This is a genomic window from Pseudovibrio sp. Ad46, from assembly GCF_001623065.1.
Taxonomy (GTDB): Bacteria; Pseudomonadota; Alphaproteobacteria; order Rhizobiales; family Stappiaceae; genus Pseudovibrio.
Genome location: NZ_LMCG01000073.1, coordinates 69,060 through 95,953 on the forward strand (window position 1 = coordinate 69,060; position 26,894 = coordinate 95,953).

At 49.6% G+C, this 26,894-nt stretch carries 22 protein-coding genes; 6 read left to right on the forward strand and 16 right to left on the reverse strand.

Going from position 1 to position 26,894, the window contains the following annotated elements:
• Positions 1 to 2: 2 nt before the first annotated feature.
• The 15 genes from PsAD46_RS20830 to PsAD46_RS20900 form a co-directional block, all read right to left on the reverse strand.
• Positions 3 to 1,241 (reverse strand): hypothetical protein, encoded by a 1,239-nt coding sequence (locus PsAD46_RS20830; protein ID WP_208981956.1) that lies wholly within the window; start codon positions 1,239 to 1,241, stop codon positions 3 to 5.
• Between the two features lie 63 nt (positions 1,242 to 1,304).
• Positions 1,305 to 1,763 carry a type III secretion system chaperone gene (locus PsAD46_RS20835; protein WP_057463715.1) on the reverse strand — a complete coding sequence of 153 codons (459 nt, stop codon included), beginning with the start codon at positions 1,761 to 1,763 and terminating at the stop codon, positions 1,305 to 1,307.
• Positions 1,764 to 2,004: 241 nt separating this feature from the next.
• A complete protein-coding gene (gene gspD / locus PsAD46_RS20840; protein ID WP_208981957.1) occupies positions 2,005 to 4,272 on the reverse strand; it encodes a type II secretion system secretin GspD in 2,268 nt (755 codons plus the stop codon).
• 100 nt (positions 4,273 to 4,372) lie between these two features.
• The gene (locus tag PsAD46_RS20845) at positions 4,373 to 5,368 is read right to left on the reverse strand and encodes a hypothetical protein (RefSeq protein WP_063305252.1); all 996 of its coding nucleotides are present in this window, start codon (positions 5,366 to 5,368) and stop codon (positions 4,373 to 4,375) included.
• A gap of 235 nt (positions 5,369 to 5,603) precedes the next feature.
• Positions 5,604 to 6,281 carry a hypothetical protein gene (locus tag PsAD46_RS20850; protein ID WP_063307790.1) on the reverse strand — a complete coding sequence of 226 codons (678 nt, stop codon included), beginning with the start codon at positions 6,279 to 6,281 and terminating at the stop codon, positions 5,604 to 5,606.
• Complete coding sequence (locus tag PsAD46_RS20855) at positions 6,278 to 6,871, reverse strand: hypothetical protein (RefSeq protein ID WP_063307791.1); 594 nt, start codon at positions 6,869 to 6,871, stop codon at positions 6,278 to 6,280. The genes PsAD46_RS20850 and PsAD46_RS20855 overlap by 4 nt, the downstream gene beginning before the upstream one ends.
• A gap of 45 nt (positions 6,872 to 6,916) precedes the next feature.
• On the reverse strand, positions 6,917 to 7,384 hold the full coding sequence (locus PsAD46_RS20860) for a tetratricopeptide repeat protein (RefSeq protein WP_057463711.1): 468 nt from the start codon (positions 7,382 to 7,384) through the stop codon (positions 6,917 to 6,919).
• A gap of 56 nt (positions 7,385 to 7,440) precedes the next feature.
• Positions 7,441 to 7,911, reverse strand: a complete 471-nt coding sequence (locus tag PsAD46_RS20865; RefSeq protein WP_063307792.1) for a type III secretion system chaperone — start codon at positions 7,909 to 7,911, stop codon at positions 7,441 to 7,443.
• A gap of 127 nt (positions 7,912 to 8,038) precedes the next feature.
• Entirely contained in the window at positions 8,039 to 9,025 is a 987-nt protein-coding gene (locus PsAD46_RS20870) for a hypothetical protein (protein WP_063290618.1), read from the reverse strand.
• A gap of 12 nt (positions 9,026 to 9,037) precedes the next feature.
• Positions 9,038 to 10,102: a hypothetical protein gene (locus tag PsAD46_RS20875; RefSeq protein ID WP_063290617.1), complete on the reverse strand. Its 1,065-nt coding sequence runs from the start codon at positions 10,100 to 10,102 to the stop codon at positions 9,038 to 9,040.
• Between the two features lie 41 nt (positions 10,103 to 10,143).
• A complete protein-coding gene (locus PsAD46_RS20880; protein WP_063289322.1) occupies positions 10,144 to 10,695 on the reverse strand; it encodes a hypothetical protein in 552 nt (183 codons plus the stop codon).
• 233 nt (positions 10,696 to 10,928) lie between these two features.
• Positions 10,929 to 11,303, reverse strand: coding sequence for a hypothetical protein (locus tag PsAD46_RS20885; RefSeq protein WP_057463707.1), 375 nt, complete (start codon positions 11,301 to 11,303; stop codon positions 10,929 to 10,931).
• Positions 11,304 to 11,308: 5 nt separating this feature from the next.
• Positions 11,309 to 11,689 (reverse strand): hypothetical protein, encoded by a 381-nt coding sequence (locus PsAD46_RS20890; protein WP_063290616.1) that lies wholly within the window; start codon positions 11,687 to 11,689, stop codon positions 11,309 to 11,311.
• Positions 11,690 to 11,765: 76 nt separating this feature from the next.
• On the reverse strand, positions 11,766 to 13,403 hold the full coding sequence (locus tag PsAD46_RS20895) for a hypothetical protein (protein ID WP_208981958.1): 1,638 nt from the start codon (positions 13,401 to 13,403) through the stop codon (positions 11,766 to 11,768).
• Between the two features lie 15 nt (positions 13,404 to 13,418).
• Positions 13,419 to 13,817: a hypothetical protein gene (locus tag PsAD46_RS20900; protein ID WP_063307794.1), complete on the reverse strand. Its 399-nt coding sequence runs from the start codon at positions 13,815 to 13,817 to the stop codon at positions 13,419 to 13,421.
• A 213-nt stretch (positions 13,818 to 14,030) separates the two neighbouring features.
• On the opposite strand from PsAD46_RS20900, the gene PsAD46_RS20905 reads away from it, so the two are divergent.
• The 6 genes from PsAD46_RS20905 to PsAD46_RS20930 all read left to right on the forward strand — a co-directional run bounded on the left by PsAD46_RS20905 (position 14,031) and on the right by PsAD46_RS20930 (position 19,916).
• Complete coding sequence (locus PsAD46_RS20905) at positions 14,031 to 15,320, forward strand: HrpJ domain-containing protein (RefSeq protein WP_063307795.1); 1,290 nt, start codon at positions 14,031 to 14,033, stop codon at positions 15,318 to 15,320.
• Between the two features lie 65 nt (positions 15,321 to 15,385).
• Complete coding sequence (locus PsAD46_RS20910; RefSeq protein WP_063289327.1) at positions 15,386 to 15,760, forward strand: hypothetical protein; 375 nt, start codon at positions 15,386 to 15,388, stop codon at positions 15,758 to 15,760.
• A gap of 477 nt (positions 15,761 to 16,237) precedes the next feature.
• Entirely contained in the window at positions 16,238 to 16,918 is a 681-nt protein-coding gene (locus PsAD46_RS20915) for a Crp/Fnr family transcriptional regulator (RefSeq protein ID WP_244273233.1), read from the forward strand.
• A 34-nt stretch (positions 16,919 to 16,952) separates the two neighbouring features.
• Positions 16,953 to 17,192, forward strand: coding sequence for an EscE/YscE/SsaE family type III secretion system needle protein co-chaperone (locus PsAD46_RS20920; RefSeq protein WP_063307796.1), 240 nt, complete (start codon positions 16,953 to 16,955; stop codon positions 17,190 to 17,192).
• 27 nt (positions 17,193 to 17,219) lie between these two features.
• On the forward strand, positions 17,220 to 17,510 hold the full coding sequence (locus PsAD46_RS20925; RefSeq protein WP_063290611.1) for a hypothetical protein: 291 nt from the start codon (positions 17,220 to 17,222) through the stop codon (positions 17,508 to 17,510).
• 180 nt (positions 17,511 to 17,690) lie between these two features.
• On the forward strand, positions 17,691 to 19,916 hold the full coding sequence (locus PsAD46_RS20930) for an FHA domain-containing protein (RefSeq protein ID WP_063307797.1): 2,226 nt from the start codon (positions 17,691 to 17,693) through the stop codon (positions 19,914 to 19,916).
• A gap of 79 nt (positions 19,917 to 19,995) precedes the next feature.
• Here the strand turns inward: PsAD46_RS20930 and PsAD46_RS20935 are convergent, their stop codons facing one another.
• On the reverse strand, positions 19,996 to 26,817 hold the full coding sequence (locus tag PsAD46_RS20935; RefSeq protein WP_208981959.1) for a DUF5801 repeats-in-toxin domain-containing protein: 6,822 nt from the start codon (positions 26,815 to 26,817) through the stop codon (positions 19,996 to 19,998).
• Between the last annotated feature and the right edge of the window lie 77 nt (positions 26,818 to 26,894).

The window sequence follows — 26,894 nt, forward strand, 5'->3', positions numbered from 1 at the left end:
TGTTATTGTGTTGGTGCAGTTGAAGCACTGCGAACCGTGCGAATTGCATGTGAGTTTTTCGTCTGGTAATCCCGATCAAACGACAGCACTTTAATCCGGCGTTCTGCGACTTTGGCTTCCTGCACTTCGCGTTCAACGGCATCATCTTCAGCGCCAGCAAACGCATCCTCAACACGAATTTCGTGTCCGCCTTCATCGGCAACGTCACTCTCTTCACCAACCGGGGTAATCTTGGCAGCCTTCGTCTTCAGCTTGTCGCGGCTATAGGCTTTCTCGCGCACAGCTTCATCCTCATCAGGTCCACCCGTCTCCACTTCCCCCTTCTCATCAAGCAACTCACGCGATTGCTGGAGGGATAGTTCAGTGGCTGAAGCCTCATTCATGCTGTTGAAGCTGGACTCAAACGCAGGCTGATCATCATGCGGCACCTCTGCAGGCGGCTGAACAGTATCCGTTGGACAAACACCTTCTTCGTGATGAGGGATGTCACCATGCGGGCCGTCGTTACTATTCGTCGGCGATGAAGGCTGTTGCTCCAGATAATCGTCCAGATTACGCCGCCCTAACCCGGCATACGAAAACCGGAAGTCATCATCACTGACATATCGCATCTGATTACCTGCCAGTTGAAAGCCCAGAGACGACATCAGCAACGCACTGGAAACACCAACGGTTGCCTTTGGCTCTTCCTTGAAGTTCTCGGGCAGAACAGTCACAGCACCCTGGTTCTTCAAATAGGAACTCAGTGTCTTGAGGGAGGAGAACTTCAGCCCCTTTGGGTTGTTCTTTTCTTCCTCATAAACAAACTGGGAGATATAGCTGATGGCCTCATCAAACAGGTCCTGACGTTGATCCACGGAATCTTCATAGAGGCTCTGCGCAGCCTCATTCCTCAACAACTGATAAAACACATTCCAGTTGGAGACCTTCTGCTCTGGTCGATCTGCTTTATGCTGAAGGAAGCGGGTGTGGCGTGTCACAGCGCGGCAAAGTCCAAGCACTTTTTCACTAAGCCCGTCCCCGTTTTCACGAGAGACTGTGGCCTTGTAAAGCACCTCACCATTTTTGCTCGCACTTCGGGTCAGGCTCACACGGGCATCCTGAACCGACTTGCCCGAAATAGCAGCCTCAAGGCGTGCGACCACATTGGTGTAACGATCATTTTGAGAAAAGAGGATTTCAGTCATTGTGGCCCGCCAGATACCGACAGCCGCCAAACCACCCTCCTCAGGATCAGTCACAGGATACTGTCTTAAATTTTTGGAGAAAGAAACGCTTCAGCCCCATGGAAGGAGCTAGGATTTTTAGAGGCTTATCAGAGAAGCCGGTTCAAACAGGTCATGCTCATCATCGTCAGCTGCGCTTTCAGCCAACCCGCCCATTTCACGAACAATCTTCAGCCAGCCAGCCGAAACATCAGCAAATGCCAACACAAACTTGGCAAGTTTTTGAGCATCCCAGGCAACAGCACGAAGGTCATTATGCATGACCAGCGCATCGTTTTCGATCAGCACCAGACGCATACCGCCTGACTGGAAGCTTTGCGTGTTGTAAACGAGAACCAGCTCCAGGATCCGGTCTCTCTGCACCGCTGTCAGCTCACACAAACGCGCAGAAACACAGATACGATCACTGTCTGTAACCAGCTTAAATTTCAATGAGAATGCATCCAGGTCAACAACACGAATAGATGGATCCTGTTCATCTTCTTGTGGTTTCACGCCTAATATCTGGCATGCATCATTGAGCAATTTATCGAGCATTGGGGTACTCCGCTTCCTTACTTTCTTGCAGATAACACTGCCAGAAAACGAAGAAACACAAAGTGCTAAACGATACAGTTTGAATAAGATGTAATCTCAATCCGCATTATTTTTCATTTATTATTCAAAAGCCTAGCAGATACAGAAAGAATGAATTTCTCTCACTATCCTACAACTTAAAAAAGAAATCCCCCAGAACACCAAAGCATTCCAGGGGACACATCTGTCAGTTCAAAGCAGCTTAGAAAGAAGACAGCTCACGGCGCAGTTTTTGCGTAATGTTCTGCAGTTCAGACTGCTTGCGAACAACACGCGGTGTAATCATCACCAACAGCTCAGTCCGCTTTGTGTCATTCGTTGTATTGTCCTTAAAGAGCTCACCAAACACTGGGATCTTGCGCAGGATCGGCACACCAGACTCACCCTTTTCTTTGCGCTCCTGAATAAGACCACCCAGCAAAATGGTCCGTCCGGATTCAACAACGATATCCGAGTTAATGGTTCTCGTTGCAATGGTCGGTGTCAGCGATGATTCAGTCTTGTTTTGCACCACATTACTCACCTCCTGCTGAATCTGCAGCAGAACGGAGTTGTTGGAACGAATATTCGGCTCAACCTGCAAAACAATACCGGTGTCTTTTACATCCACCTCATTGGTCACAGTCACGTTGCCATCATTGCTGGAAGATTGACTGCGAGACGCAAACGGCACCTGATCACCAATCACAAGACGCGCTTTACGGCCATCCAGAACAGTCAGATAAGGAGACGAGATCACCTTCACCTTGGTGATGTTCTGAAGTGCCTTCAACACCACATCAACCCCAACAGTATTGAGGGAAAGAGCACCACCAGCGCTAGCTGGACGAGAGGCCCCTTCTGCGACTGTACCAACACCACCCGCAAAATTACCTTTACTCAGGTACCACTGAACACCATAGGAAAGGTTGTCATTAATGTTCACCTCAGCAATTGTCGCCTCAATCACCACCTGAGAAAGCGGCAGATCAAGTGCTTGCACAACGTCGCGGATATGTTTGAATTCTTTATAGGTTGAGTTCACCAGCAACGCATTGTTCCGGCTATCAGCAACAATGCCTACTTTCTTGGCAACGGCGACTTTGGCACCGCGCGTCTCAGCAATATCGTCAAACAACTTGTTCGCGTTGTTAAAGCGGTTGTTGATTGAATCTCCACCTGGATTTACGGAAACACCAGTAGCAGAGACTGGGAACTTGCGGGCGGAAGAGCCATTATTCTGAGCTTTTTGTTTCTGCTCATTAGCCGGCGGAGCAACAGAACCACTGCCCCCTTCACCCGCAAGGATCTGCGTGAGCTGCGTTGCAATTTCATTTGCAGGCAAATATTTCAGCGAGATGATCCGCACCTTAGGCGTATCCAGAAGATTATAATCAACTTCCTTCGTAATCCGGCGCACACGCTGCAACATCTCGCGGCTCTGCACAGCCACAAGCAAAGACTGCTGCGCCTCAAGCGGAATAACGGTCAGCGGCGAATTGACCTGGTTTGGATAAAGCTGCTGAAACAGTGTGGTGATCTGCTTGGCAACCTGACTTGCTGAACTTTGCTGCAGGCGCAACACAGACACAATCGTTTTGTCATTGTCACGATTGTAAAGGCTGTTCACCAACTCTTCAGCCGCACCAATATCTTCTGGTCGCGCCCGAACCGCAATCTTGTTCGATCCCTCAACTGCAACAGCAGAAGCACCAGCTGGCAGGATAGCCTGTAAAACCTTCGCCGCATCACCTGGGGAAGCTGAGCGAACAGGCAAGATCCGAAGCTTCAGATCGCCCGCAGACCCAACACCAGAAAACTGTTCAATCGCCTGAATGGTTTCAGGACGGCCAATGTGGAAGATCTGGTCAATGAGCTTCAGAATATAGCCATTGCGGCCCAGAAGCACACGAACCAATGATAGCATCTGGTCTTTGGCAATTGGTTTTTCCGTCTGGAACGTGACAGCACCTTCCAGCGGTTCATCAATCACGTAGTTGACCTGCAAAATCCCACCCAGCGTTTGCTGAATGAAATATTCCAGAGTTTCACCACGGAAGTTCAGGCGCACCACATCAGAGGTCGCCTTGGCATCACTGGATTGCGCAACGCGGATTTCCTGCCGGTTGGCGCTATTCAGCCGCGAATCTGCCAGCAAAACCTTAGCTTCTTCATCATTGAAGTAGAAAGCCGCGCCGGGTCTGCCTTTTTCCGCATTTTCACTGTTCACCCAACGGGTGTTGATCGCACGGCCCAACACGCCACGCGTATTGGATGCCAATCTTGGTTGGCCTGAAAGGGCAAGATGGTTTTCGCGCTGGTTCTCTTCTGAAAAGAACCGCTGAAGCTGGTCAGACAACCCCGCTGGCGGGGCTGTGTTATCCCATTCCTGATCAGCTGGCTGGGTTGTGGTACACCCCAACAGGATCAAAGAAATAGAAAGTACCCCTGCTGTCTTACGCAGCATTGAACTTAGTTTAGCACCAATCATTTCAAACCTATGCGTTCAGCACAAGCGCCCAACACGATCCCCGGGGCTAAACGAACCCGGGGCTATCGCACTTGTGCTGCCCGAACTTTATTCGATTACGTTAAACGCGGCCGTTATCTAAAAGCAGCTGAAGTCTGCCGGTCGTATCCGAAGTGTCCTGACCAGTAACGGACTGCTCCGCCACAGAAAGTGATTTGGAGATTGAGCTGGACACAAAGCCGACCAGACGCAGGGCATACTCAGCTTCGAGAAGCGTCATCAAAGCCTTCTCATCCTTCACACGATCCTCAGCAAACACACGCACTTCCTCGCGCAGTTCTTCAATAATGGTGTGACGCTCATCAAACTCAGGCTTAGTCCCGTTCAGCTTGCTGGCAGCATCCGACAAAGCACCTTCCAGGGTAGACTGGCCGTGTTCGTCCATCTCACCAGTCTTCGGCGCACCAGCCATTTCCTCAAGCGCAGTACGCAGCAAAGATTGCACCGCATCACTTTCACTCAGGTCTTCAAGTTTGACGTCCAGCTGCTGGACGGTATCAGCAAGCGCAGTCTCTACTTCACTGATCGAGGTATTGATCTGGGCAATCTCACCATTCAAACGGGCAACTTCTTTAGGATCCTGAACGAGTTCGCTATCTGGATCATCTGGATCGCTTGGCACAGTTGCCGGAAGATTTGCCAGTTCATCTTGCTTAGAGGCAAGACTGGTCTGCAAATCAGACAACTGGCCTTCCTGTTCCTGCTGCTGCAAGTCCAAAGCCTCAATGTCAGCTGCAATATCTTCCTGCAAAGCAAGCGCCTGTAGCAGCTCAGAGCGTGCAGAACGCACTTTTTCAGACTGTCCGATAAGATTTTGCTCTTTCAAAGAAGTCTGGATTTCCTCAAACCGGGCAACAACCTGCCCGACCATCACTTCCAGATTTCCGCTGTCTGGCGGTGGCTGCAAACCGAACGCTGCCGACACCCCGACTGAGAGGAGCTGACTGGCAGACGGAATAGACTCAACACTCTTGTTCGCGGCCGGGCGAACAATCTGTGCACTGTTATCAATGGCATTGGATACAGATGAAGAACCAATTGGCGTAACTGCAGTCATCTCAGACTCCTTGAATTATCTCTTCCTATATCTCGCAGATAACCCAGAGGTCGTGTTGTGCCTTAAAACACAGAACCCGCCCTCTTATGGACATTATTGGGACAATTACGGAGTGAAAAAATCGTTACTTCCATGTGTGTGCTGAACGTACAACACCTGCGACATCCTTCTGATCAAAAACGAAGAATGAGATCAGTGCCCAAACAAACTGTAGGATTGACACCTAAAGACCGCCTTAAGAAGAACTGTCGTCCCCAGAACCAGCAGTCCGCTTCGCAAGGGCCGCTTTAAGAGCAGATAGGACACCGTCTGTGAGAAGCATAAAAGCATAAGCATAACCAGGCCGCCGCTTATGCTCATTCAACCGAGGAAGCTGCGTATAAAGGCGTTGCAGCAAATGATACCGATTCTCGATTTTCGCAATCAACTCATGCAAATCGACAGGCGAGTAAGAGGCCACCTCAAAGGTTGTTAGTCCGATGCGGTTCTCGTCAGAAAACGTCAGGCTCGGTTTCTCGTAGGCAAACCAGCGAGACAGATCAAACTGCGCACTGTATCTAAGATACAGATGATCAGCTTCCTTCAGGCGATTGACCGTCCGGGTCGCCCGCTGTTCATACTCAAAGCAATGGTCTTGAGAGAGTACTCTGGTCCGCGCCAGTTCGGTCCCGTACTGCAACGCAATCTGGCGATCCACTGACATCCTGCCAGCACCAAGTGGTTTGACACTCTCGACCTTCCGCGCAGATGTCAGCAAGCCAGCCGTAAACGACAACTCGCGATACAAAATCCCTATATCACCGAAAATCCTGGAGAATTTCTCCGCCTGTATCGGACCAGCAAGTTCAACAATTCCGTTCTCATCCTCACCCAGATCATAGGATAGATGTGGATAGCCGGAAGTCGCAATCATGACACATCACTGTCTCGTGCTGCAGATTTTTTCTGCGCCTCCAATGCAAACGCAAGCCGCTTGGAATACTCGATAAGCTCAGGAACAGGCCGCACCTTCATGAGCTGATAAAAGCGCACCAGTTCCACAGTCGCCTCATCCAGCTCCCGTGACCACAAACAATGCTCAGCAAGCCTGAGGGCGACGGCTGGATGTGCCTCATCAAGCAGCTTTGCTTTGCGAAGCGATCTCTTGACGTCCTCCCCGCCAAGTGGCCAGTCTGCATGGCTCAACGCCAACCCAAGCCAATACTCAACATTGTTTGGATTAAGCAGACAGAGAACTTCAAATTGCTCCTTTGCAGATGCTTTTTGCTGCAGGTGCAGAGCCTGATAGGCAAACTGATAAAGAACCTTCTCCAGCTTGCCATCAGTCCTCAAGACACCAGAGAGTCCCTGCCGGGACTTGATAGCCTCAAGAACAGCCTGCGCACTTACATCCCCACCACCAAGCGCGCGAAAAACAGCATCAAGATTGACATCTGCTTCTCCCGATTGACCTTCGGAAGCGGCAGAAGCCGGAGTATTGTCTGTAACAGGTGCGAGTGGCATCGTTTATCCCCGGCCTCAAAGTTCAGAAAGTGCAGTAAGTTGAACTCAGGCGTTGTTCAGCCCGGTCAACAGCTTTTGAGCCGCCTGATGAATCTCAGCATCCTTGCGGTCCTTGGCATATGTCAAAGTGTCTTCAAGGTCTTCCTTAGCCTCTGTAATGTGGCCCAAAGCAAGACAAGCAACACCAGAGAAGTAGTATGGACGCGGGTTGGTCGGGTCGAGCACCATTGCAGCGGAAGCTGCCTGCACAGCAAGTGTGTACTGCTGCAACTGCACTGCACAATTCGCTAGCCCAAGCTGCACATCCACATTGATCGGTTCAAGCAGAACAAGCCCAGTGTAGATCTCCAGCGCCTTCTCAGTCCGCCCTGTATCCATCAAGCCCTTGGCCATCACCAGACCCGGATTGATGTCATCTTTCGTAAGCCCCAGACTACGGCCAATTGCACCTTTTGCGATTGCCTTGATGTCTTGTTCTGGAGAGTTGCCCAGTTCTGAAACGAGCTCAGTCATATCGTGCCTCTTTACGGCTTAAGAATATAAGAATGTTTGAGAGCGGCAGCGCAGCATTAAAGGTGAAACACCATGGCACCATCCAGCTCATCAGAAAGAGAGGTTTGCGCAGCACCCAGCAACGGATTGCTCTGATAACCACTTGGGTCCGCTGAAACCAACGGCTGATAAAGGCTCACAACAGACAAGAGCTCCTCAACCAGTCCGGTCAGTTTCTCCAGTTCTGTGTACCCGCGAAAGCTCACCGAAAGCACAAGCTCTTCTGTGCCATCATCAGTCTTGCGTAAAACCGCCAGTGTTCTGAACTGCGACAGGCAGGCCAGATTCAAATGCAGGATATCTTCAATCTGTCGGCCTCGGGTTCCCACCGTTTCACTCAGTGAGCCAATAACCGTCGTGACTTCAATACCACCACCATCAAGAGCATCGGAAAACACGAGTTGAACACCATCAACATTCATCGAAGCGGTGTTCTGATCGGAGAAAATCGGAGCACCTAATCCCAGCTTTCGCCAGAGCTTATCCAAGCACCCTGAAAAGTTTAAGGAGAACACGAGAAATCCTCTCTGACATGCGCAAGATCAGCAATCAGTCGCCAAACGCGAAAAAGCAGGTGTGCGTTGAGGGTAATAAACGCACACCTGCTTTTGTGGCTTAACCGCGAGTAATCGCAGCTGCCCGTTCGTTTTCGATTTCGCGAGATTCTTTCAGGAACTGAATGATCGCACGGATGATGTCGTCCAGAGCTTTCTGGATGGATTCAGCCTGATCATTCTCCTTACGAACTTCTTCAGCAGCTGCTGCCAGCTCCTGAGAAATCGCTTCATCTTCTTTTGCGTTTGCCTGAGTGAAGGCACTCGCCCCCTGAGAGGTCGTGTTACCCAAAGTGTTGGCAACACCACCAATCGTCGCGATAGACTGTGCACGAGATCCGGATGCACTTGCGACAGCATCAAAACCTTTCGCTTGCGCGCGGTAATCACCAGCACGCTGCGAATAGAAGTCATTCAGCTTGCCACCCTTGCCCGGCCCGACATCAGCAGCTTTCGCATCCATCTTGCCAGCTTGTGAGTTGGCATTTGCAGAGTTCTTCGCTGCACCCAGGCCTTTTGCAGCACTACCAATCGCAACTGCTGACATCACAATGGAGACAGCAGAAGAAACAACAGTCACAACAAGACTGATAATCGCACCCGTACGGGTCTCTTCAGCAGCATCGCGGCTCTTCCCGGCCTGAGCGTGCATCTGCGTCTTCACAGTCTCACGTGCAATCAAACGGGACTCGAGCTCGTTATTGCGCTGATTGACAGCAGACTTATAAAGAGCCTGTGCAATCAGACGAGACAGGTTGCCTGTGCTGTCGACCTTGTCGAGAGAACCGATCGCAACAGTCGCCGCTTCCAGACGACCCAACGCCTCGTCCGTTGTCGCCTTGTCAAAATTCGCGCTTGCAGCAAACTGCGGCAAAGACACGAGTGACAGGAATGTTCCGTGATGCTCTGGTGGCAAAGTTGCCAGACGCGCTTCTACGCTCTGCTGGAACTCCGTTGCCCGCTCTTCAGAAACGGCAAGTTTGCCGTCCTGAAAGAAACTGGGTGGCAGATAATCACGATTGTAACTGGCACCTACGGTTGCTGACATAAATACCTCCTTTTAACCTGCAAACTTTGTTCTACCCAGCGTATCAGCACGCTCATTCATGGAACTCACAGTTCCATCCAACGCATCAGCGAACTGTTCGCCTGCTTTGGTCAGGATGGAGAGCAGCTGATCGATGATCTGACTGAGCAACTGGATAAACGCATCAAGGTCAGCGGCATCTGCCTGCAGTTCCTTGGACTGCGCAACATCCTGGCTAGCTGTGTAAGAAACAGCACCCGCTGCAATCGCACCGGCACTACTACCGATCTGAATGATCGCGGAAGTAATGGAAGAGATCGCCTGGATCATCGCGCCAACACTGCCTGCCTGAGCACCTGGAATAAAGAAGGACGCAGCAGCCAGAGTGATACCAACAACGGCTGCAACCACTTTCATGGCAATATCAACCTTCATGACGGTTTCTTCATCCGCACCAGCGGCCACAGCAATGTGTCCGGCGATACTTTGGCCAGTCGCGGCCTGCACCGTGGCGTCAATGGCCATGGCAAGCTGCACCACCCCGGCAGCAATCATAAACGCCCCGACAACCTGAAGCCCTGGAATAACCGCCAGAATTGTACCGGCCACAATGGAAATCGCCGCAGCAACCCACTGAAATGCCAGAGAGATCTTCTGCCAGATGCTGAGACCTTTTTGCTTCTTCTCAGCTTCTTCCTGCTTGCGGATAGACTCTTCAAGCTTGATCGCCTTATCCTGCAAAGCACCCTTCTGCTTCGCTTGGGTAAGACCCACTTTGTTCTTCTCAACGGCTTCCTGAGTACCCTGCATTTTGTCCAGCACGGACGCAACAAGCACTTCAATATCCTGGAAGCTGGAAGTGGTCAGCGGAGTTTCAGGACCAACCTGAGTAAGGCTGTTTGAAAGGCGTGTAATGTGCTGTGCAAACGCAATGGTCGCAATCATCGGCGTACCACCAACAGATGCAAGTGCTCCCGGCCCAATCTTACCTGCACCTTTTACATCACCAGCCTTGCCAGCCATTTCAGAGGTCGTATCAAAAATATCGCCCAGACTGTTGCTATTCAGACCAAGGCCCAGACCTTTAGGAAGCTCCATATCTATTCTCCATGCTTAAATAATTGAGATCAAAACTATTGTCAGACCAGTTTTTGGCGTGCGCTTTTCATCATGGTTTGCGCATACTTCTTGTCGTCATAATTTTTGACGGGATCATCAAACATGCGCAGTGCGGCTTCAAACGCGTCACCAGCTTCCTGGTATTCCTTTGCAGCCAGCAGACATTCACCAAGACGCAGATACCCCTGCGGGTTGGTCGCATCCATACTGATGAAATGCAGATAGAGCTTCACGGCCATGCGAACATCGCCCTGAATCTGATAGGTCATCGCGAGGCCATAGGTGTACTGCTCTTCCATCGGGGCAATCTGCACCAACATAATAAAGAGCGACTTCGCCTTCTCGACCTGACCGACGGAGATATTCCGGCGAGCCATCTCATAGACAGCTGCGAGCTCCTCCTCTGACAAACCCAGCATCTCGGATATGGAGACACCCTGCTTCATCAACTGGTAGAATTTTTCATCCTTGAAACCCAGTGAATCAAGATGCTCAACGAGCGGCTCAGCGATCTCTTTAATCGTCTCAGCAAAGAGCTCTGGTGACTGTTTGGGCATATCGAGAAGTGACATGGCGCCCTTTCTTTATCTCTGACTAATTCAGCATTTAAGAAAACAATAGAGCGCAATCAGAAGGTGTTCTGTGCCAAACAGAACACAAGAATAGGCAATACGCATTGTGCAGTGATTTTTTATGCATCACGAACATGTGAGCACAGCCAACAGACTGATCTGCCACCAACAAAAGGCAGTTCAGTCTGCATAAGAGGAGGAAGCAAACCCTCCCCTTCGATCACAATCTGGAGTTATTGGGAGAGTTTCTGCCGGCGGTTGCCAAGATAGATATCAATCGCATCCTTAGCCTTATCAGCATCATGGAGCGTATAAAGGCAACGCGCGCGAATGTAATGACGCATGGACTGCTCATCACTACGCGTATACTTACCAAACTGCTCAAGTGGATCCAGCAGGTCCAACTCCCGCAGACTTTCAAGTGCCAGGTCAAAACGGTTGAGAAGGAAAAGCAGAACCGTGCGGGCCAGAAGCACGTCTTTAGAATGATCCTCCATCACCATCATACCCTGCACCATGGTGAGCGCCTCTGCATATTTGCAGTTTTGCGTCATGATGTAGATACTGAGAAGAAGGAAGTCTCGCTGCCGACTGTTGAGCGCTGTCATCAAACTTACCCCTGCAACAACATGGCAAGGGCTGCCTGCAGGTCTTCATCAAGCAACACATCACCCATCAACAGGTCTGCAACACCTTTTAGAACACGCTGCCGCTCACCCTGCTCACGCAAAGCTGCCGCAGCAAACAAACGCTGAAGCTCCTTGCGCATTTCGCTCAACTCAGTCGGCAAAAGAATGTCTGTTTCAGATAAATCCGGCAATAAAAGAGAAGGTAAGCGCTCATCCAGTGTCGGACGGTACAAGACCTCATTTAAGGGCCGCACTTCTGGCAAAAATACAGGAGCAAGCTTTTTGCCCTCTGGCAATTGAACCTGGTCTTCAACCTTCCAGTTGGAAACCTCATTCACGCCAATTGTAATCGATGCAACCCGCATTCCGAATCCCGTACCCAGTCAAAATAAAACGCAGCCCTGACTTACCTGCCAGAGCTGCCATCACAAAAAAAAGCTTTTAAGAGAAGCCACGCGCAATCTGAATATTCAGATCAAAACTACGGCGCACAGTACCAGTCGCCTGCTCGTACGAACGGTTCTGTTCACGGTTATCCTGATTGATGTCATTGGTCAGCAACTGAGGGTTCAGAAGCGTAACCGCATCACTCAACTGCGTTGAGAAGCGCTCCCACTGCGTCCGCTTAAAGGAGTTCTTGCTTCCACTACTATTGTTAATCATGTCATGCGTTGGCCGGGTAATATTGAATTCCTTCTCAACAGGGTGCGGCTTACCCGAAGCGAAGTCTTCAAACATATACGCAACAGCAGTACTGAACTGGCTAGGATTATCAAAAGACACAGAAAGAGAGTGCTTTTCTTTATCCGCGTCCTTTCCGGTATCATTGAACTTCTTCAGTGCTTCGTTCACAATACGCTGCATTTCCGCATAGGCCTGAGACAGCTGGTTGAGCTGGGTCAGCTGCTCTGTTCTCATTGTAATGATCGCCTGCTGTTTCAAACTGGCCTGATTCTGAATGAGCGCCACCAGCGTCGGCAAATCCAACCGGGAAATTGTACCATCTGAGTTTGTGATACCACCAGCAGATAACATCTGCTGCTCAGCTTGCTTGATTGCCAGAATACGCTGCTCTTGCTCGATAAAAACAGCATAACCACGGTTGATCGAGGCATTATTATCTGGTGTTAGAACATCTCTCGAGTTCCGCGCTGGATTAGCCAGATTTGGTGTCTTCACATCAAAATAAGCATGCGCCCGCTCAAAACGCTTCACAATTTCCTGCATTTCGGTAGCCAGATCTGAACGAGCATAAATTCCGGTATTAGGAACATTATCTCTCAGCATTTCCAACTGCTTGACGTAGGCCTGCTTGTCCTCATTGAACTTATCACGGTCAGAGCTTGAGGTTTTGTTAGTCAACGTCTTGTTCTTAACGTCATTAATCTCTTTGTCGATCTGGGCCGTAATCACAGCGCGGCTGGCAGCAAGGTCTGTATCTGCATTTGGCAGCAGATCCAACAGCGGCGCAATTCTGGTCTTAAAGATGGAGTTGTTTGCGAGTCGCTCCTGCTCCGTCTTCGAGAGCTGGAAAATACGAGATTTTGTCAACTCGTTCACGATGGTTACGCTTCGCTTATCATCGGAGCGAATTACACCAACTTGATTGGCCCCTGTACCAATGACTGTGTTTCCTGACTGAATCTGTGCCTCAGTGAAGTTATCGCGCAAATAACGCAGCTGAACTGCCGGATGCCAGGAGACAAATTCATGCGGTGACGGATTGCTATAGTTCGCAGGCAAGTCTTCATCAGCAACAGTATCAGCCGGATCTACCAAAACACTGGCCACATAAGCATTATACTTACTCGGGTCGGTCGCGTAGTTCGTCGTCCCTGGAATCGACAACAAGGGATTCTCAAAATCAGGATCGGCTTCCGGCAGGTTGGATAAGAAACTATCCCAAACACTGGTCTGCGTTTCTGCAGCCTGCAGCGCGGGACCTTGCTGCGCCGCTCTTTCCTGCGCACCATCACCAGCACCACCGGAGGCAGCTTTAGCCGTATCGTCATCTTTTGGAGGAGCAAGAGTATCTGGGTCTACAGTAGTAGATGAGCCTGAGCCAACACCATTAATCATTTTCATCTCCTCACATCACAAAATAAGGCGAGTACGACCCGCATTCTTTTGGGGCTTCGCAAACTGAGACCGCGCAGCACCGCTATTATTTTCGTTGTCTTTCAATCGCTTCGTGAAATGCTCAGCAATCGCGTCATACCCCTGCAAAAAGCCATCAAAGCTCTTCGAAGCAAGCAGCCCGTTAATCAAGCTCAGCGCGACCGGATCTTTCTGAACGGCAGGAAGATCAAGCAACTCCTGCAAGCTCGCAACCATCCGGTAAGACACATCTTGCCATTCATTTTCTGAAGGCCAGTTCTTATCAGCGTTACAAAGGCTTAATGCATCATCCAAATAGGCACTCAACGCGCCTGCATCACCACTTACAGTGAACTGGGGAAGCAACTCTTCCTTGCTGGATCCGGTCTTCGCCATACAACATTCCCATCAAAACACTATACGCCCTCTATAAACGGGCAGACCGGGGCACCGCTGTTCCGAACGACACACCTTCAAAATCGAAATTTAGCAATGACAGAATTAGCAAAATGGGTGAGCCCACTTGTGTCGCCCGACACAAAGCAATTTCGCTAAAAGAAGTATGAAAATGACATATTCTTATTCGTAGTATCAGCGGAGGACTTTTCAATGAGCTTAGAGGTCTTAAGATCAACGATTGCCACTCACAACGCTGAGTCGCCAGTTGGCGCTCCACTGGTTGCGGAAGCCACAGGGCAGCGCCGCGCTGAGCGCGTCATGCAGCTCAACAATCCATCCAAACTGACAGATGCTGCTGAAGAGCTTGGCCAGGCCGTATCCTCACGCCTCGACAAAAGATCACTGGAAAGCCGTTCAATCAGACAAGGGCAAGGCGCTAACATAGAAGCAATCACACGGATTGCCGACTATTACGACAAGCTGCCTGACATGCCCTCTCAGGATAAGCTGCAAGGTTTGGTTCAGCGGCTACAGGATTATCAGCACAACCAAAGCACCAACGGTGAAGGCTCAGGGCAACTCAGCCCTCAGGACGTGTTCGCATTCCTGCAGCAGTTTGATGGTGACGTAACGCACCAGTATGCCGCCCTGCAGATCGCCATCGAGCACTTTGAGACCACAGGAGCAAATGAAGCTCTTTTGAGCACTCTGCTCAATGCCCGCGAATATATGGAAAGCGGTGAGACTGGTCGTGACGTGCGCGCAGGCTTTGCAGTCGCGGAACTTGCCCACGACAAAGCCGAGGATTTGGGAACAGATCCTGCGGTCATCCGTGAGCACTACCGCGACATGCTGCGCAGTGAAGCCAACTTCGGAATCATCTTCGATAAGTTCAATGACCTGATCGCACGCACACATTCAATGCATCACGATGTAAACGGCAATGAAAGCTCACCCCTCACCTCTTTTGATGATGTTGTGGACCTGTTTACAACCGCCGCAAGTCAGGGCCTGGAAATTGCAGACACACAAGATGAGCCTGCTCATCTGGAAGCGGTCCTGACCGAGCTGGGCAAACTAAAGAGCCTGCGAACCGTCTATGAGGGCGTGCATGTCGCGACCAAACTGACAAGTCGCAGCTTCTCAGAGTTCACACGTATTGTGGAAGAGCTGGGCACGGAGAAGCTGGCAAGCTCACTGTTCCATTATCTGGGCAAAGCAGTCACATCACCTGCTGACGCACAAAGTCTTGTTGCACCACTCGCTCCTGCTGGGGCCAGCGCATCGTTGAACTACACAAACAACCTGCTTGCATTGCACCGTGAGGTTCCTGACACCATCCTCACAAACGAAAACATCCGCAATCAGCAACTCGAAACATTACTGGTGCTGTCAGAGCAGCTGACGATCCTGGAAGAAGAGCAATATCAAACAGCAACTGACGCTACGCCGGTTAAAAACTTCGCTCAGGTCAGCGCTGCGTCAGCTACTGTTCACTGACCCGTCATCGCTAATGAAATAGCTGCTGCAACATGAAACCAAGGAAGAACAAAGGAGAGGATTGAATGCAGTTTTCAAGTGCCATCCAGTCAAGCCTGGAAGCGTTCGCAAACAATATGAAGATCCCCTTTTCTCCGCAGATGGATGGAAGTCTGTCTTACCTCCTTTCACAATCCGGTGAACTGACGTTTACCCCTGTCGAAGGTGGCAACAGCGTTGTTGTCAGCCTTGGTCGAACCACAACGGGTGACCAGAATTCAGCAAATGAAGCTCTTTTGAGCCGAGCTGGCTTCAAACCTGAAATTGGAACCAATCTGCATACAGGGAAATCTAAAGATGGAACGTTACATCTGGCGGTTTTATACGAAGCAGGACAACTTAGCCCTGCAAAACTCGAGCAAACGGTCGATTATCTGATAGGTGAATTGAGTTCACTATAAAAACTACAATCAGTGCATGCAGGTATACACCAGTTTCAATCTTATAATGACTCACACTTGTTCACATTACGGAGGGAAATCGTGACTTTTTCGCACTTAAAATCACAATCCCGAGGGATACAGTCAATATCCATTAAAATATAAGTTAGATGATGACAGCCAGACTTGACTCGCTTATTAGCTGTCTTAATTATAGTTTTGTCCGTGTTCTGAAGCACAATTCTTCGCAATTGTGTACGAGTGAGATTGGGGTGGAATATTGGTAGAGTATAATAAGAAAAAGACGAAGTATATTTGCTCTGCGGAGACCAGTATATCTTCATCCTCTAAAATAGCTGCACTTATTTAAGTAAGAGGACACGGTACATTTCTATGGAAAAGGCAGTATATGATGCAAGCCTGGGTAGAGGCGCATCAAGAGCTCATAATACTGGCACCTCATCCTCAGGTGAAAGCAGCTGGAAAGAAAACGCAGCATTGTTTCAAGAGCTGAATGATGAATTATGTGCATCTTTAGAGCAATCAGCAATTCGCCAAACCTACTCAAACGGCGAGAACATCTATCTTCAGGAAGATGATGCTGAATTTCTTTACATCATTGAGAGTGGACATGTTCGCTTAAGTCACTTGCGCGAAGATGGATCTACCTTCCTTTATGCCATCATCACAGCAGGCCAAAGCTTCGGCGAGTTAGGTGTCTTTCAGCGATCTGTTCACGCAGATACAGCTTGCGCGTTAGGAAACGTAGTCGTTCACAAAATCAGACGCTCTGCATTTCATGTCATCAACGAGCAGAGTGCCGAGATTTGTCGCGCGCTGGCTGTAGTTGTAGCGAAACATTATCGCTCCTACATCGAATCGACACGCTGCTTGTCACTGCCAAGCCTCTCGGCTCGCCTGGCACATGCGTTGTTAAGCTTGCTTGAGTCGATCGGCACCCCTGCGGGCGACAACCCAAAGGACAAGTCTGTGATCTCTGGCGCAATCGTTACACAGAGTGACCTGGGTGCAATGGCACGCGGAACACGCAGCAATATCAATCGCCGCCTGAAAGAGTGGGAGCGCGCTGGCATCATAAAAATTAAGGATCGTTCTATCACTGTGCTGAATAGGACAATGCTGGAGCGGAACTTGCTCAATAATGAATCAAACTTTTAAGAAGCTGGTAAGCGTTGCAACAAAGGACTAACGCGTGCAAGACGAGAACACCAATAACGAGATGTATGTCACCGATCTGGAAGAGACTTTAAAAAGTCAGCAAGGTTCAGAACATGCTCGAAAACTCGAAAAGAAATTGGACGCTCTTTCCTCTTGGGTACGTGAAAAATCCGAGGAGCCTCAAACTGAGGCTGACTACCAACGTATTCAAACAGTGATAAACGGCATCACTGCTGCTCAGGACGTCCTGCGCAAGTTTCCAGTCCAGTGTTAGAGCCGCGCAAACATTAGGAGAGTCAACATGACGTCTTTTACTCAAGGCATTACAGCGTCCTACACGTCAGCAGCTCCCGAAGCACTGGCGAACAAAGCGGGCATGAATGCGCTCGACATCAGCGTCCGCTTCCAGACCGAGATGGACAAGATCAATGACAAGATCATTGAAGCGCAAAACTCCAACTTGGCTGAAACTGAAAAAATGTTCACTCTGCAGCTGCTCGTGAACACTTATACCACCATGGGTCAGACACGAACCAGCATGGTGAAGGCGCACGCCGATATGGTTAAAGCCTGCGCACGTAACATTGCCTAAACCTTTTTAAAAGGCTCTCTTCCGGTTGCCAAAGCGAGTGTGGAAGAGAGCCTTTGTATATTCAGGTCCATGAGACAGGTTCGGTCTTCCCGAACGCTGACATTCCATGGCATTTTCCAGTTCGCTTTTGGCAAATAGTCAATCTGGCGAACTCCAGCGCTTGTTTAGGTGGGACGGCGAATGGGTAAACTCATCCTCAAGATTCTTGTAGGCCAACAGGCTGGCGCGGAAGTCATGCTCGAGCCGGGTGAGTATACACTTGGTTCGGACAGAAACGACGATTTGCAACTGGCAGATCTGAGCGTTGCCGCAAACCATATGCAGCTACGCCTGCAAGACAACAAAATCGAAATCTCTGCAAAGGCAGGAGATGTCCGGACAGAAAACGGTGTCTCTCTAAGTAGTGGCAATGACGAATGGGTCGAGATTGAGCCTCTTGATGTCATCAGCATTGGTGTCATCAAAATTGCACTTGGTGCCAAAAACGCTCAATGGGCAACGCTAAGCAAAGCATTGAATGCTCCCCATGAAGTTGATGAGCAAACAGCAGAGAACTCTGCAGCAAACTCAATCCTTGGCGAAAACGCAAAGCACGTTGACGCGATATTCGCTCCAATCGCAAAACACCGCAAACGCATAGCTTTAGCAACAGTTGCAAGCGCCGTCGTTCTCGGTGGTTTTTACCTCGTTGGCTCAGGTAAAATATCTCCTCGCACAGCAAGTGCCCTCCCGAATGGAGGCATTGATGCAGTGCGTCTCGCTCTGGCAGACCTCCCCTTTGCAGAAAGGTTGAGCCTGCGTCAGGACGTGGATAATCAGATCTATCTGACAGGTTATGTCAGCGAACCTGTTCAGCGCCGGGCAATCACAGAGGCAGTAGAACGCACTGAAGTACCTGTCCGCTTGCGCGTGCGCGTCATCGAAACACTGAAAAAAGATATTGCTGGTTATCTGCAATCTCGCGGATCCAACGTAAGCTTCGCACTTGCGGATGACGGAGAGTTAACCCTGAGCGGTTCTGTTCTCGATAAAACAAGTGCTGACCAACTAATCGCGGACCTACGCGGGTTGAATGGCATCTCCGGCGTAACATCAAACATCAAAACTGCAGATGATTATCTTCTGGATGTGCGCAAGCTGGCCAAGCGTGCCTTGATTGATGACACCATCATCTTCCGTCTCGACGATGAAACTCTTGAAGTCAGCGGTATCATAGCAAGCCAGGACATTGATCGCTGGTCTGGCTTCTTACGCTCATACTCCAGGCAGTACGCTACGTTTATTCCACTGCGTTCTCTCGTCAAGTTGGTTCAGGAAAACGGGCAAGTCGTAGATCTCAAAGCCAACTTTGATGGCGGTATTGAACCCCTGCTTGCTGCTGTTGATCCACTCACGAATGAACCGGTCGAAGAACGCCAAACCAAAGTATTGGAACTGGCGCGGGCAATCAAACAGCAAGACGGTTTTGCACCTAGCCAGCCAAATCAAAAATCTTCCAGCCGCCTCGCCAAGAGCAATGCGGCAGGACAACGCAAAACTGGCCCTGAAGCACCTGCAACGCCGCTTCAAAAAGCAACTGAACGTTTGCTAAGTAGCATCGGCATTGCATCCGCTCAAGCATCAACGTCACCAACCAGTCAGCCGACAGTGTTAGAAGAAACAGATGCAGGCCAACAGACGACAAACGGAAAGCTGGAAGCAAAAAGCGAAAAGCAACAGAGCGTAATCTCTCAAAGTAAAGCAGATGTCCGGTTCCAAAACGTCGCTCTGGACGATCCTGAGCTTAACGAAGCAGCTGAAGTCGTGTTCCTTGCTTGGATGGAATCCGCTAAGGCCAAAGGCGTGATACCTGAAGAGCTAAAAAAGAACTTCCTGCCCTTGCTTGTAACGCCGCCCTCTGAGGGAGCTCTCTGCTCTGAAAATCTTTCAGTACCAGTCTCACAGATCCCTGTGACTGTACTGTGGCTCGATATCCTAAGCAGCAGCGAAAGCCTCGCTCTCACAACGTTTCCAGAGGAACGCCAGCGCTACATTTTGGAAGCTGCAGTCAATCCAGCTGCAACACGCGACTGCCTGATCAAATCAGAAAAAAGCAACAACATTGATTTGATCCCCTACTCCAACTTCATCAGAGAGAGTTTGCGAAACCCTGGTTTCATCAGCTTCCTGACGCGGGACCTCTCATATCCGTCTCTGACTGTCACCGGAGCGAGCCTGATCGGCGAGCGTTATGTTTTGAACAGCGAAAACAAACGCTACAAAATCGGCCAGTCCATCGACCAAAGCAGCCGCCTCCTTGCTGTCGGCGAGCTGGGTGCTTTGATCCGTGAGTATGAAGGATACTCTGTCGCGATATATGGCGATCAGACAGCCTGGGTCGTCCGCGAAGCAAACGCGAGGCAGTAAGCCATCGCTCAACAAACAGTAGAGCACTTACTGTACAAACATACGAAAAGCCGGGTCTCATATGAGACCCGGCTTTTTCTTAGGCCACAACGTCTACTTGACTATAAGAGCCATCATCATCCAGCACCACTTTAATGGTGTCTGTATTGCTGATGTTATCAAGGTGAGCGATCTTCGACCAGTTCTCGCCATTGGCAGCCCCATCCACATCAACAAGCACATCACTTCCAGAACCATTTTCCTGGACCTTCACGTACTGTCCAGCTTCTGCAGCATCAACTTCATCGTCTCCGAAAGCCTTGTTCAGGAGATCCGAAATATCGAGGCGATCAACATTTTGATCTGTTTCCCCCTGGGCCGTACCATCAAAGTCGGTGATTGTATCAAAGCTTCCATCCAGAACGTCGAAGATGAATGCATCAAGATCATCTTCACTACCGCTGGTCATCCGGTCATAACCCGCACCACCATTGAACGTATCAGAATAGTTGCGGCTACTTGACGGATGCCAATCATCCCCAATCAAAAGATCATTGCCATCACCACCAGACAGATCATTATGCCAGTTACCCTGCCCTTCAATTCTGTCGTTCTGATCGGTACCATTTAAGCGATAATGCCACCCTGAGTTCTTGTCTGGATCATTCTCGTAATACTTGTTCTGAGAATAAGCAGGCTCATTATAATCGACAACGATGGTATTTAGATTATCCGCATTCTCAATCACATTGACCGTTGTGGTTGCAACACCACTTTCTTCAGCGCCATTGCTGACAACCATTTCAATAGTTCTCGTGTCAATGTCTGAAGAGGTGTTGAATTCAATGGATTTGATTGCCGCAACATATGCTGCGTAACTTGCATCTCCAGAGAGGGTCAGAACCAGATTGCCACCTACGACGGCTGCCCTGGCAGAGATACCAGAGAACGCTCCCTGTGGGAGATAACTCAGAGCATCCCCCTGCTGATAATTCTTTAGCGTTATGACTGCACTGGAAAGTTGATGTTTGGAAGTGTCATTATCGACATCATTAACGCCAAGCATATCAGCAATCGCAACACCTTCCCCACCAAGAGTAAAGTCAATGTCATGCTCGGTCGTAGGATCAATAACATTGTCTCCAGTGATCTTCACATCGAGAACTCGGGCATAATCGTCCGTTCCTTCCATACCAGACACTTCAAAAGTGATCGTAGTTTCAGAAGGGTTCCAACCAGGCAGATTGCTTATGTCAATCGTAATGACTTCGCTTCTGCTCTGCGTCGATTGATCAAACATTGGGATACGGGCGCTTCCGCCATCCCATTCAATCAAGAGATCGAACTGATCATCACCGAATTCCAGACGGTTCCCAACTGAAACCTCCAGCTTTAGATTTTCTCCATTCGTCAGATCAACCGATCTGGAAACGGATCCCTCACCATTTGGTGTCCAGGACGGGAAGTAAAGATGACCGGAGATCGCTCCGCCCTGCTGCGGAACATAAACATCTCCATAATCGGAATCCCCATCAAGGTTTCCGTTCTCAGTCCACGCTCCAGTCCAAGTAACAACACCGTTGCTATGTCCATGACCATAATCGTAGGAACCGTTGTGCTCCTCAAAATCATCTCTAACTTTGAGCTTGTCCGAACTACCTGGCTTGAAGAACAGATTAAGTTCAGCAGCCTGATTTGTCACAGACACTTCAACGTCTTCGCTCGCGTCTTCAGTTCCATCACTCGCAACGATATTGAAGTTGTAGTCTTGATCAACGTCCACATCCAACGGGTTCTCGAAATCAGGTGCAGCTTTGAAGTAAACTTCACTGCCTCTGATTTCGAACAAATGAGCATCTTCACCCGTCAAGGAGTATGTCAGCGCATCGCCATCAACATCAAAGGCACTAAATTCAGCAACCGGTCCGACCCCGTTTTCTGCAAAATTGGACTGAACATTTGTAACAGTCAGGACTGGACGATCATTCACTGGAGTGACATCAACTGTCACAGTGATCACATCAGAAACATCACCATCAGCATCTTCAATACGGTAGCTAAAGCTATCCTGCCCGTTGAAGTCGGCAACAGGTGAGTACCTCACAGTGCCATCAGAGTTTACAACAACACTGCCACCCTCAACAGTAACCCCAGCGTTTTCAAGCAGAACTGTTGCGTCTTTATCAGCCCCAACAGCATCATTGCTCAGAACATTGATATCGAATGCAACATCTTCAGAGCCAATCACATTATCAGCGGCACCAGCTGGCACATCGTCAAGGATGTTGACGGTAAAGTCACCAGCAACGCTATCACCATCGCTGTCCTTCGCCTCAAAATCGAAGGACAAAGAAAGATCTTCTCCTTCATCACCTTCATGATCCAGCTGTTCAAGCAGTTCAAATGTATACGTGCCTGAACCATCATCAGACAATGTCACTTTGAAGACTGCATTGCTCAGATCATTGGCACCCGCAGGAGCCAAACCGGTGTAGCCAATCAGAACTGCACCAAACGCTTGGAGCAAGACAGGAGCACCAGCTGATTCAAGTGCTATGTTGCCACCAGTCTTCGCCTGCTCCCCATCTGTAACATTGATAAAGGAAACGCTGCGATCTGAACCATGCACAGGAGAAGAAACATCACTGTCGGCATCATCAGTCCCCCAATTGATGTGCAGGCTGCCAGAGACTTCTGCATTCCCGCTAGCAAGGTCTGCCTCATCAACTACAAGCCCAACTTTGTGAAGCTGAATGTCATCCAGATAGGTGCCAAGACCGTTGTTTTGGTCGGGTGCCGTCAGCTCAATAAACTCAAGACGATCACCACCAGATTGACCAGTACCGACTACATTGAGAGTAATAGTTGTCCAATTAGTGCTGTTGGTTGAGTACTCACCAACCTCAACACCATTCCAAAGCACCCTCACATCACTGGTTGGACCATTACCAGCCCGATCAGCAAGGTCAAACGTCAACTCATACTGTGTATTCGCTTCCGTCTGGATATTCTGGTAGATACCATCAACTTCACCAGAATCGTCTCCATCCTTATCCAGTTCCAGATACTGAACCCCATCAGATGATGGACTGAAGCTGTCGGAATGCAGTTCAAATTTGGTTCCATTGGTTGACATCCAGCCAAACATTGTATCGATGGCTTTATGTCCGGAAGACCCAATATCCGGCTCTTCAAAGGAACCGTTGACAACAAGGTTTGTCTCATAAGAGCTGCTATCGATGATAGGCATGTCATCAACAATCTTGATAGAGAATTTTCCAGCAAGATTAACGCTGTCACCATCGCCATCAACCGCATCAATCACAGATCCAAAGTCGATCACTAGAGGTTGCTGAACATTATTCTCACCATTGCCAGCAACATGATCCAGTTGATCAAACAGCTTGAAGACCACATCACCACTGTCAGATGTCAGGTCCAGCGAGAACACTGGGCGATCATTCTGGAAACTGTACTCTGTGTTGCCATCAGTTTCGACGTAACCGACAATCTTGTCACCAATCACCACATAGGACAGCGGTTCACCACCTGAAGTGAGAGCCATCTGTGTTAAACTCGCAACCGCATCAGCTGAGATATCAAACGCACCGCCATCATTGCCAAAATCGACAAGAGCACTGACATTATCAGTCAAGTAAGCCGGTCCGTTGTTGTCATTTTCACCTGTCGTCGAACCATCCTGTTCCCCATCGCGAGGAGCATTCCCCTGCACGCCAGAGTTCAAGTTGACGATATCATCTTCATCCGCTGTTGCTGTTTGAGACGCGCCTGTAAGGACAACTTCATCATCTTCGACAGTGATCACGGCTGTCGCAGTTGATGTATCGCCATCCCCATCTGTGACAGTGAAACGCAATCGCAGATCAATACGATCGTCACTACCAGCCTCACCAACATCTGGGTGATCAAAACCAAGGTGCTGAGTAAATTCATAGGCCCCATCAGGCTGGACAATCACAGTAAGTGCGGTAGCACCGCCAGTTTCAGTGGCCCCTTCAATGGTGATCACACCATCTGGTGCTGTCGTGCTGGAAAGAACGACCTTCTCTCCGCCAACAGTCAGGAAGTCACTCCGTTGACCTTTAGGTTCTTCCAGATCAATACGGCGTGCATATCCTTGATCATCAACGATCCGTGCAGCAGTTACGGTAGCTCCATCTGAGCCATCTTCAAACTGAAGCATACCGGAAGTCACCACGCCAAAATCATCTGCCTCGCTTACTGTGATCTTCGAACCAGCTCCCGGGGCAGTGGGCTCATCATCATGGAAGATGATCTTGTCACCAATATCGACAAATGCGGTGTCTGTATCCCCATCTCCATCAGTTAAGGTCAAAACAGCAGAGATTTTGCCTGCCAAGTCCAGCGTATGGTCGTTCTCACTCTGAACATGATTCAAAGATGCGTATTGAACAACACTCAAGCTACCGTACTCATCAATCGAGACAGCAAAGACAACAGCAGCATTGGCATCACCCGCACGACCAACAATCAAACCTCCCTCAGTATAAAGGTTGATTTGAGAGCCATCTGTCGTTTGCAAACCAGAATCTGTGCCTTGAGCCGCAATTTCCAGAGTGACTTCCGGAGCATCAACTCCATCCGCCCCAATATAAATATTGGCTTCAACCAAATTCACATTGTGAGCGTAAATTGTCTCCATGTCCGGATCATTTGCAGCCTGACTATCCAGTGAGGCAAACAAAGCACTGATATCAGAATCTGGAACAGCAACAACTTCATGAAGTTGCTGTCCTGCAGTCTCATCCAGCTCTACAGTTTCACCAGTTACGGTGAAGTCGTGAATGTACGGGCCGTCATCATCAAACGTCAGATGCTCACCAATCTGCACTTGCGTGGAAACCACATCGCCATCTTCATCCGTAACAGTCAAAACTGCTGTTACCTTGCCATCAAGTGACACATGCTCATCGGAAGATGTCGTATCTGGATGCTTGATAGACATGTACTGAACCATAGACACATCACCATTTTGATGCACATGGATAGCAAAAACGGCTAGTCCCTCAGGGCGGCCATCCCCCCCGGCAAGACGACCAACAATCAGCCCATTCTCTTCAGAGAGAAAGATTTCATCACCTTCAGTCGTAAACAGACCAGATGAAACACCATCACTGGCAATTTCGAGAGTGACTTCGTAGCTGCCGGCTTCATCAGCTCCTACATTCAAGGACCCGTCCAGGACGTCATTTCGAGCATAGATGGGGCCATTCAAATCAAAATCGCCACCTGTATTTGTAACATCTTTGAATGTATCAGAACCGATCCAAGGTGGAATGTTGTCACTATGCGGCCCTTGGGTCTCGTCAATACGAATATGATCATCAATCCAGAGTTCTGGCGCTGGGATGTCATCAACAACCGTCACATCCAACTTGCCATCCAGAGCAACAGTGTCCCCATCCCCATCTGTCGCAATGATCACAGCACCAAAGTCGATGGCAGCAAGCTCATCACCATTGAGAAGCTGAAGGGCAGTGTTCTCACCATTACCAGTCACATGGTCCAGCTGATCGGCCTGCAACACCGCAAACTCACCAGTCTCGGTATTCAGAAGCAGCCCAATAACCGGACGGCCACCAGCAACACCAACCATCAATGTAATAGTCGCACTTAGCTGCGCATGCTGGAACTGAACCGCATCGCCGTCAGAAGACAAGCCAAGATCAGTCAGTTGCTGCGCCGCATCTCCAACAAAGGTGAACGAGCCAGCGCCAGCATACCCATCAGCACCAAAGTCAACAGTGTTCTGAAGATCTCCCGCTGCATTCGCAGAACCACTCAAGAATTCAGTCCAGTTGCCATCAGCTTCAAGGCCCCAGTAATCTGGGCTCGTACCCGTTGACAGGATCGTGTCGATGTCGTCCTCATCAACAGTCACATCCTGCTGCTGATTAGTCACACGTGGTCCATCATCATCAAACGTCAGAAGATTGCCGACAGAGATCTCAGTTGAAACCGCATCGCCATCTTCATCGGTGACAGTCAGGATTGCACTCACCTTGCCATCAAGCGAGACATGTTCATCAGAAGATCCGGTGTCCGGATGCTCAATGGACATGTACTGAACCATTGAGACCTTGCCGTTTTGATGCAAGTGGATTGCAAACGCAGCATCTCCGTTTGGTACACGGCCAACAATCTGACCATCTTCCAGATGAAGCGTAATCGCCAAACCTTCAGTCGTGGTTAGACCAGAATTTGCATTATCAATGCGGAAGACCAGCTCATGACTGCCGCGCTCATCAGCACCAACATTCTTATGGAAATCAAGAACATCATTCCGCGCGTAGATTGGACCACTCAGATCAGGATCACTGCCCTTCTCGTCAACATCTTTAAACAGCTTGCGAATGCGCCACTTCGGCGGAACATTATCACTGTGATCACCCTCGGTCTCGTCAATGCGAATATGATCATCAACCCAAAGTTCTGGCGCTGGGATGTCATCAACAACCGTCACATCCAGCTTGCCATCCAGAGCAACGGTGTCCCCGTCCCCATCTGTCGCAATAATCACAGAACCAAAGTCGATGGCAGCAAGCTCATCACCATTGAGAAGCTGAAGGGCAGTGTTCTCACCATTACCGGTCACATGGTCCAGCTGATCAGCTTGCAACACTTCAAATGCACCGGTCTCATTGTTCAGAAGCAAGCCGATGACCGGGCGGCCACCTGCAACACCAATCATCAATGTCAGATTTGTGCCTACTTGTGCATGCTGGAACTGAACCGCATCCCCATCAGAAGACAAGCCAAGATCTGTCAGTTGCTGCGCCGCGTCTCCAACAAAAGTGAACGAGTCGGCGCCAGCATCCCCATCAGCACCAAAATCTACAGTGCCCTGAAGACTTCCTGTCTTGATCGCAGTGCCACTCAAGAACTGAATCCAGTTGCTATTACCTGTACCACCTAAGTCATCAGGGCTCGTACCCGTTGACAGGATCGTGTCGATGT